The 10,003-nt window shown below is 38.6% G+C and carries 5 protein-coding genes; all 5 read left to right on the forward strand.

What is annotated here, in order from left to right; genetic code table 11:
* On the forward strand, positions 1 to 1,210 hold a 1,210-nt coding region (locus R3X28_RS18975), incomplete at its 5' end, for an Ig-like domain-containing protein (RefSeq protein ID WP_317666436.1).
* Between the two features lie 17 nt (positions 1,211 to 1,227).
* On the forward strand, positions 1,228 to 2,178 hold the full coding sequence (locus R3X28_RS18980) for a type IX secretion system membrane protein PorP/SprF (protein ID WP_154368831.1): 951 nt from the start codon (positions 1,228 to 1,230) through the stop codon (positions 2,176 to 2,178).
* A 12-nt stretch (positions 2,179 to 2,190) separates the two neighbouring features.
* Positions 2,191 to 4,131 (forward strand): OmpA family protein, encoded by a 1,941-nt coding sequence (locus R3X28_RS18985; RefSeq protein WP_317666438.1) that lies wholly within the window; start codon positions 2,191 to 2,193, stop codon positions 4,129 to 4,131.
* Positions 4,132 to 4,355: 224 nt separating this feature from the next.
* Positions 4,356 to 8,723 carry a beta strand repeat-containing protein gene (locus tag R3X28_RS18990; RefSeq protein ID WP_317666440.1) on the forward strand — a complete coding sequence of 1,456 codons (4,368 nt, stop codon included), beginning with the start codon at positions 4,356 to 4,358 and terminating at the stop codon, positions 8,721 to 8,723.
* Positions 8,724 to 9,548: 825 nt separating this feature from the next.
* The coding region (locus tag R3X28_RS18995) for a hypothetical protein (protein WP_317666442.1) at positions 9,549 to 10,003 on the forward strand (455 nt) is incomplete at its 3' end.

The raw sequence follows: 10,003 nt of genomic DNA on the forward strand, positions 1-10,003 counted from the left end.
TATGAATGATTTATTGGATGTTGTTGATGACATGGTCGCAACAGATGTAAATACACCTTTGACCATAGATATTTTAGAGAATGATATGGGTATTCCTGAAAATGGAACGTTGACTGTAACTGATCCTGAAAATGGGACCATTGTTATTAATGACGGGGGAACACCTGACGACCCAACTGATGATACCGTAACATACACACCAAATTCTGATTATGAAGGCACTGACTCTTTCGAATATACGGTATGCGATGCCCAAGGTAATTGTGATACGGCAACTGTAACTATTGAAGTGGGAACAGCACCTATTATAGATGCTGTTGATGATACTGCTTCTACAGAAATGGATTCACCAGTAGATATTGACATTTTGGCAAACGATTCCGGTATACCTGATATCGACTCCTTAACAGTTAGTGATCCTTCTAATGGCGTAGTGGTAATTAATGATGGGGGAACTCCGGATGACCCTAATGACGACACGGTTACATATACTCCAAATGAAGGGTTTACCGGTACAGATTCATTTGAGTATACGATTTGTGATGCTATGGGGAATTGTGATACCGCTACTGTGACGATAACTGTGGATATGGCTAATAATCAAATTGATGCCGTGGATGACGATTATTCTGGTGTTTTTGTTGATGGTACAAATGGAGATGTGGTGCCTAATGGAAATATTTTTGACAATGATACTTTAAATGGTGAACCGGTAAGCCCTGAAGATGTTATTTTGTCAGTTACACCTACAGAGCAATTAATAATCAATCCTGATGGTAGTATTGAAGTGGTGCCGAATACGGCTGAAGGTACATATGCCATAGAATATTCAATCTGTGAAGTTGCAAATCCTTCAAACTGTGATACAGCCATAGTAACGGTTCAAGTTAGTGAGGTAGAGGAGGAAGCTATTTTGGTTAACCAAATGGTAACTCCGAATGGTGATGGTAAAAATGATTTCCTATTTATAAAAGGAGTTAGAAATGCGGCCAATAATTCCTTGAAAATTTTTAATAGATGGGGTGTTGCCGTTTACGAGGGTGAGAATTACAATAATCAGAATAATGTATTCGATGGTAGATCTAAAGGCAGGTCCACTGTGAGTGCTGGTGAGTATCTTCCTTCCGGTATATATTTTTATATCTTTGAGTATCAAAAAGGGAATAGTGAGAACAATACTGATAGTGGTTATATCTACGTCAGTAAGTAATACCTTATACTATTTATATGAATTTAAGAAATAGCATTCTAGTAGTATTGTTATCAATACTGACTACAGAGATTGTATCTGCTCAACAAGATGCCCAGTACACCCAATACATGTATAATACAATGAGTGTAAATCCGGCTTATGCAGGTTCTAGAGGGCAATTGAGTATAGCCGCATTATATCGTTCGCAATGGGTAGGATTGGATGGAGCACCTAAAACGCAGACTTTGAACCTTCATTCACCAATCAGGAACAGTAAACTTGGGTATGGAGTTTCAATAGTTAACGATGAAATTGGGGACGGAGTAATTCAGGAAACATATTTCGACGCGATTCTTTCATATACCATAGACGTCTCCAGGGAAGGAAAACTATCTTTTGGATTAAAGGCAGGTGGAAACTTGTTGAATTTGGATTTTCAGGGTTTACGAAATTTTGATGTGGAACCTGTAAATGAAGAAAATATTGAAAATAAGTTCTCGCCGAATGTAGGTGTTGGTATTTATTATCATACTAATTCGTTTTATGCCGGACTTTCAGCTCCTAACTTATTGGAAACAGAGCATTTTGACAATAGTAATCAAGACTCAAACGATATTCAGTTTTTATCAAAAGAGCGTATAAATTTTTATTTGATTACCGGCTATGTAATGGATTTAAACGGGAACTTGAAATTTAAACCTGCACTATTGACCAAAGTAGTTGGCGGGGCTCCCTTACAAGTTGATATGTCGGCAAGTTTTATGCTTAACGATCAATTCACATTCGGTGCTGCGTACAGATGGGACGCTGCAGTTAGTGCAATGGTAGGTTTTCAGATTTCAGATCAGTTGATGCTAGGATTGGCTTATGATAGGGAAACCACGGATTTAGGAGGTACTCAGTTTAATGATGGATCTTTCGAGGTTTTCTTAAGATATGAATTGGTCAAGTCGTTCCGAAATCTTGTTTCGCCTAGATTCTTCTAAAAGCAATAAAAGATGGTTAAGAAAAATATTTTAATTATTGTCGTTTTGGCATTTTTGATGTCTCATAGTACATGGGCGCAAGAAAGGTTTCTGACCAAGGCCGATCGAAAATATCAAGAGTATTCGTTCAGTCCTGCAATAGATATCTATAAAAAAGTTCTGGACAAGGGATATGTTTCGGCCGAATTATTGAAAAACCTAGGTAATTCATATTATTTCAATGCAGACTATAAAGAAGCGGCGGATACTTACAAAAGATTATTAAAAGATTACAAGACTGAAATAGGACCGGAATACTATTTTAGATATTCACAGAGCCTAAAAAGTTTGGGTGATTATGAAGCATCCCAAGAATTGATGGACCAATTCAGCCAAATGACGTCCGGTGATTTAAGGGCAGGGTTTTTCAAGCAGGAGAAAGATTATTTAGAAGAAATAAAAAAGAATTCCGGTAGATACGAAATAAAGCCTTTTGAATATAATACCACTTATTCGGAGTTTGCTCCTTCTTACTACAAAAAGGGTCTAATTTTTTCTTCTGATAGGGATACGGGAAATTTAGCTAAATATAGGCATACATGGAATTCGAAAGACTTTTTGGATCTTTATAAAGTCAATAGTGATAGTATCGATAATAATCGGGTCACTAAATTAGGGGATGATATCAATACCAGATTACATGAATCAACCTCTGTAGTAACCAATGATGGGAAACATCTTTACTTTACGCGTAACAATTTTAAAGATGGTAAATACATTACTGATGAAAATGGTATAATCCGCCTTAAATTATTACGGGCAACATTAGTGGATGGTGTCTGGACCAATATTGAGGAATTACCTTTTAACAGTGATTCGTATTCTACTGCGCATCCGGCTTTTAGTCCAGATGGGAAAACATTGTATTTTGCTTCGGATATGCCAGGTTCATTGGGGCAGTCAGATATTTTTCGTGTTTCATTGTATGCTGACGGGATGTTCGGAACCCCCGAGAATTTGGGCAATACGATAAATACGGAGGCAAGGGAGACTTTTCCTTTTATTACCTCGGATAACGTTATGTATTTCTCATCAGATGGCCATCCCGGTCTTGGTGGGCTCGATGTGTTTGCGACAAAGATAGAGTCGGGTACATATAACGGGGCTGTAATGAATGTTGGGGAACCTGTGAACAGTAAAATGGATGATTTTACGTTCATTTTTTCAGAAGATACACGAAAAGGGTATTTTGCATCCAATAGGGATGAAGGCCTAGGTGCAGATGATATTTATTCATTTGTGGAAACAGAACCTTTAAAACTGGTTTGTGATCAATCCGTTTCAGGAACGGTAAGGGACAAGATAACCAATGAAGTTTTGGTCGGTGCAACCGTAAAGGTCATAGATGAGGATAATCAGGAATTATTGACTACGGTCACAGATTCGGACGGTAAATACAATTTGTCAATAGACTGTAATAGAGGTAATTTCGTAAGGGCTTTAATGCAGGGTTACGTGCCTTCAGAAGAATATTTAGGTAAATCCGATGGCAAGCCTAACATAATCGATTTCTATTTAGAGCGAGATCAGGTTACGGCAGGATTTGGTGATGATTTGGCCAAATTACTCCAATTGAGTACCATATATTTCGACTTTGATAAGTACAATATCCGTAAGGATTCAGAGATAGAGGTTGAAAAGGTCATTGCGGCAATGGAAAAATACCCAAGTCTGAAGATAAAAGTAAATTCGCATACCGATAGTCGTGGTCGTGATGCCTATAATCTATGGCTCTCGCAGAAAAGAGCAGAGGCTACCGTTCAATATATGATTTCCAAAGGCATCGCCGAAGATCGATTAAAAGGTGAAGGATTTGGGGAAACCAAATTAATCAATAAATGCGAAAATGGGGTTCGTTGCTCAGCCAAAGAGCATGAGAAAAACCGTAGATCAGAATTTATTATCTTGGAATAAAAGTCTATTTACTAAAAGAAAGGGCACCTTCAACGAAGGTGCCCTTTCTTTTTAAATTGTTTTGTAACTTGCTTATATTCTTATATTTATGTATAAAATGCATTTATTTTTTTGTAGGAAATGATGCATTTTGATTGATTCATACCTTAAAACAGGGGTTATACAACATTAGTTACGGCATATTGTTCTGTATGGGTATTTTTACCCAAATGTTATTTAATCAAATGATGGAAATAAAGGTTCCAGGGTTTTATATTGTTCTGATATTTTTATTCTTAGGAGTTGGTGTTCAAGCACAAGCTACAATAACTATTGAAGTAAATTGGCCAAATTGGTCTTCTGAGAATAGAGTTACATTTAGAGACCCTTCAAATACTCAAATAGGAGGGAGAATTTGTAATCCAGCGGCTTGTTATAATGGATCTGGGAATAACTCATATAATAATATTGGTAGCCCACAAACTTATACAGGAATACCTTATGGTACTAATTATGATATTTATTTACAGGATCGCTATGGTGATGGTTGGAATGGAGGGGGATCATATGTAAGGGTGTATCAAGATGGTGTCTTAATTTTAAGCTCAGATTTAACATCAGGGTCAACCCGGACCGTTTCATTTGATATAATTGCTACCGCCCCAGCCCTTTCAATAGGGGATGTTTCTGTAAACGAAGATGACGGTACTGCAACATTTACCGTAACCCATATAGGAGCAAATGCCTCAGGGCCTTTTACCGCAAATTACGAAACTGTTGATGGTACGGCCTTGGCGGGTTCGGACTATACAACCAATATAGGTACTTTAAATTTTAATGGTACTGCCGGTGATACCGAAACCATTACAGTTTCTATCTTGGATGACGGAGCTTTTGAGAATCCTGAGACTTTTACGATTCAATTTACAGGTGTTTCTGATACTGCTGTCGATATTTCCGATACCGGAGTTGGAACTATAAATGACGATGATGTCTTGATTATGAACGACGGCGTTACTGAAAATACCTGTAGTGATGTATTCTTAGATCCTGGTGGGACTTCAAACTATGGTAATAACCTGGATGTTGTTTATACTATATGCGCAGATACGGCCAATAACTACATTAGTGTTGACTTTACGAGTTTTGACGTCAGGAGCGGGGATTTGCTTTATGTCTATGACGGAAATTCAACTGGGGGTACATTGATAGGTCAGTATGATAATAATAATATACCTGATTTCATTGATTCAACGAACGGTACTAATTGTTTGACATTCAGGTTTGTATCTAATGGAGGTACTAATGGTGAAGGTTGGCAAGCTGATGTTTCCTGTCATCCTGAGGGTCCTAAAATCGAAATTAACGATATTTCCTTTGATGAAGATGTGGGTGTTGCGATATTCACTGTGACCCAGACCAGGGCTCCTCACGGCTTTACTTTTTTCGGATTTTTCGTTAATAGGCCATTTACAGTGGATTTTCAAACAGCGGATGGCACGGCTTTAGCAGGAAGTGATTACACGGCAACATCAGGCACAATAACCTTTAATGGTGAAGTGGGTAATGTACAGACTATCTCCGTACCTATAACAAATGATGGCGTATCGGAATTTGACGAAGATTTCACCATTGAATTTACAGATGCCATTGCCCAATATGCGACCGTTAATTATTCTGATACCGGAACAGGTACTATTAACTCACAGATATCGGCAAATGTACCTTTGACCTTATTTCAAGAATTTGATGGGTACTACGACTATTCAACAACCGGAGGCACTTTAAGGACAGAAAGTAATGCGGGTGATTTCTGTGCTATTACCTCATCTTCATCCAATACTTTGGTTTCATCAATACCGGCAACCGCTACAATTGACAAGGCGTATCTGTACTGGGCACATTCAAGTACTGTAGTTGATGGAGTCGTAACTTTTGAGGGGCAGACGGTCAATGCCAATTACCAGTATCAAACTACATTGACCAATAGGAACTTTTATGGGTATGTCAGTGATGTGACCTCCATTGTTCAAGGTATCGCAGACCCATCATCCAACACCTATGATTTTAGTGGTTTGACCATTGACAATACCGGAAATTATTGTAGTACGGCCACTGTTCTTGGTGGTTGGGCACTTTTCGTCTTTTATGAAGATCCTTCGTTACCCGCCGTAAATATCAATTTATATCAAGGTTTTGATGGATTGAGCAATGCGGGCACTTCATTTACGTTGGATTCATTTTATGCCATAGCCGGATCAGGTGCGAAAGCCTCCTTTCTTTCATGGGAGGGGGATCCAAACCTTGATGGCTCAAGTTCCGGTTCAACGAATCCTGAAGAACTCTCCATTACCAATCAATCTGCGGTGACGAACATACTTTCTGGTGATGGAGGCCAACCTGGAAACAATGCTTACAATTCCACAATTTACGATAATACGGTTACCCCTGTTTACAATACGGCCACCTCTTATGGTGTGGATCTGGACACTTACGATATTTCTACTTTTATCTCACCTGGGGATACCCAGGTAACCGCAAATGTCGATGTAGGCCAGGATTTTGTCATTTCAAATGCGGTGATATTGAAGGTGCCTTCAAACCTAGTTGCCGGTATGGTATTTGAAGATGTCAATTATCCAGGAGGAGCAGGACGAAATAGGTTGGCATCTTCTGGTCTAGCTGTACAAGGTGCTACCGTGGAAATTTTTGATTCTTCCGGTAATTTTGTGCAAAGAACAACTACCGATTTAAACGGGCGTTATTCTTTTGGAGGAATTCCCGATGGTACTTACAGTATAAAGGTTGTTAATTCAACAGTAAGGTCCAATAGGGGAGGAGGATTGAATTGTTCAGCGTGTTATCCTGTGCAAACATTTAGGTCATATGAAAGTTCCTCGACCATTATTGGTGTGACTAACGAAGTGGGTGGTGCTAATCCATCAGCCTTTCAAGATGTAGCCCTAGGTGTATTAACCGGGGCACAGAGTGTTTCATCAGTATCGCTTGCCGGTAATGGAATTGTAGGCATCGATTTCGGTTTTAATTTTAATACTATCGTAAACACCAATGATATCGGCCAAGGCTCTTTGAACCAATTTATCTTGAATAGTAATACACTTGGCGAAACAGGACTTGATATCGAGGCAAATGGTATTTTTGACCCTGCAGCAGGTGAGGACACTTCAGTTTTTATGATTCCACCACCAAGTGATCCATTGGGAAGAACGGCAGATGCAAATTATTCAAGCGGTTACTTTGATATAGATATTCCAAATGGAAGCCCCTTACCTGTTATTACCGATAATGACACCCATATAGACGGAAGAACGCAAACCGCCTATTCTGGGAACTCCAATGCAGGAACTGTTGGTTCAGGGGGCACTACCGTAGGTATATCCGCAACAGTTCTGCCAAGTTATGATCGTCCGGAAATTCAAGTTCATAGGATTGGAGGAGATGTGTTGGTAACACAAGGGAGTAATACAATCATAAGAAATATCTCGGTGTACGCCGATAATAATGCTGCTATACGGGTTGATGGTGGTTCAGCCACGATCTCAAACAATTTACTGGGCGTAAATGCCTTAGGGTCAAATGCCGGTAATGTGGATTATGGCGTTGAAATCACCGATGGTACAATGCTGGTCGATGGCAATTATATCGCAACCAACACCGATGCGGGCATCTTTATAGATGGTGGTACATCATCCACGATACAAAATAACCAAATTACAGCAAATGGTGATGCTGCTTGTGATGATAATATTACCATCGGAAACGGTTCTGGGATTGTAATTCAACAAAACTTGATCGAGAATGCCGCCTCTCTCGGTATTGATGGGGACGGAATCGCTGGTGATGTGCTCATTACCGAGAACACCGTGACCTCTTCAGGACAAGATGGGGGAAATTGCGGTGGAAATGTAGCGAATGCAGGTATTCGACTGGATGGGAGTAATTCAACTATTTCAAATAATATTATTGCATCCAATGGCGGCCCAGGACTCGTGCTTGCTGGAGGGAATACCTCGGGGAATCTCATTTCACAGAATTCGTTCTATGGTAATGGTACAGCCTCTGATGCGCTGGGAATCGATTTGGATGCATCCGATGCCATTGGAGATGGGGTTACATTAAATGATAACAGTGATGCTGATGCTGGGCCGAATGGGGCCATGAATTTCCCTGTCATTAGCTTATCCAATATTACCGGTACATCGATTGTCATTGAAGGTTGGGCAAGACCAGGGGCCATTATCGAATTCTTTTTGACCGATATCAATGAAGGAAATGCTGTTTTGGGGGATAACCAGCTCGGTATGACCACAGATTATGGTGAAGGTCAGACCTACATAGCAACTGTTGTTGAAGGCAGCGGAACCGATTTAGACTCAGGGACTTCTTCCTATACTGATTTGGATGGGAATACCGATACGACCAATAAGTTCAAATTTAGTATCCCACTACCAAGTGGGGTCGCGAAAGGGGAATATATTTCGGCAACGGCGACTGTTGGCAATTCAACTTCTGAGTTTTCCCCGTTTAGTATTTTAAAGGTGTATACTGTAATTACCAACCGAAGGATTACTTATAGGGTTAATCCTAATTGATAAATTTTACGTTTTACAAATTTGAATTAGATCGTTCGAGGGTATTAAAGAATTCTCATTAGTAAGAGATTGTATCAAATAACGAATGATGGTCCATTGAATTAAACCGAATAATAAGTCAGCCTTATGCCATCTTTATTCAAATAATGTATACAAGTTCTGTTGTTTAGCAGATTTTATCTGTAAAAATTTTGGTGTCAATTATAACAAGAAGATTAGTGTTTTCTTATACGATGTTATTGAATTCTTTCCAAGTGTTTCTAATCTTAAATACTTTCTGACGTAGTTTTTTTAGGATGGATAAAGTATTGGATGATGATTGAAAAATAATGGTCTTTTTTGTATTAGTAATAAATTAATGAAATCCGTATTTCCATAATAAATTTTTGGAAATGTATCAAAATAGGATTTTTAACTTAAAGTGAGAAAACTTCTATATTATCCATAGTCATTATGTAATCATTAGTCATGATGATTATTTCTTTTTTTCCATATTGAAATTTAAAATTAGTATTTCAAATGCTTGGGTGACCATGTAAAAATAAGAAATGCCTTACAAGGTTGATCTCTCGAAACCATTGATATAATTAGGCTCATCGACCAATGAAACACCTATAAAATCTCAAAATGTCGTTGTCGACACCTCATGATTACGGTGCTATACAGTACAAATTCCAACATACACAACAAATATTTTCCTAAGGAGGTGATAGGACTAATTTTGTTTGTTGTATAAAAATGAATTCATTCTAAGTAGAATTGAAACCGAACAGAACAAACTCTAAGATTTTGAAATACGAAACCATAATAAGTAAGGAATTTGTCATGAGTAGAAAAATATTAATTCTGATTTTCTTAATGTTTTCAGGATTCGCATTTTCACAGACTATTGTAAATTTAGAAGATCAATGTAATTGTGAAGTATTGCAAGGAACCGAAGTAGTTGCACCTGGGGTAAATAGCCCTACAGGAGCCGATCTTGGGGATTTGTACGTTAACACAACAACAGGAACTATCTATTTTTGGGATGGGGATTCTTGGGAATTGACATCAACTGATTCAGATACAACGAATGCTTCTTTAACTGAAGATGGGGTTAACCTTATCTTAACTGACAGTGATTTAAATACGGTTTCCATACCATTGGCCGATATTGCAGCCTTGACGGATACGAATACTACGAATAGCACCTTAAGTTTAACCGATTCTGATTCCGACGGAACGAACGACACCTTGACCTTATTGGATAGCGAAGGCAATGTAGTGGAAGTTCCATTGGC

The sequence above is a fragment of the Maribacter sp. TH_r10 genome (assembly GCF_033101095.1).
GTDB lineage: Bacteria > Bacteroidota > Bacteroidia > Flavobacteriales > Flavobacteriaceae > Maribacter_A > Maribacter_A luteus.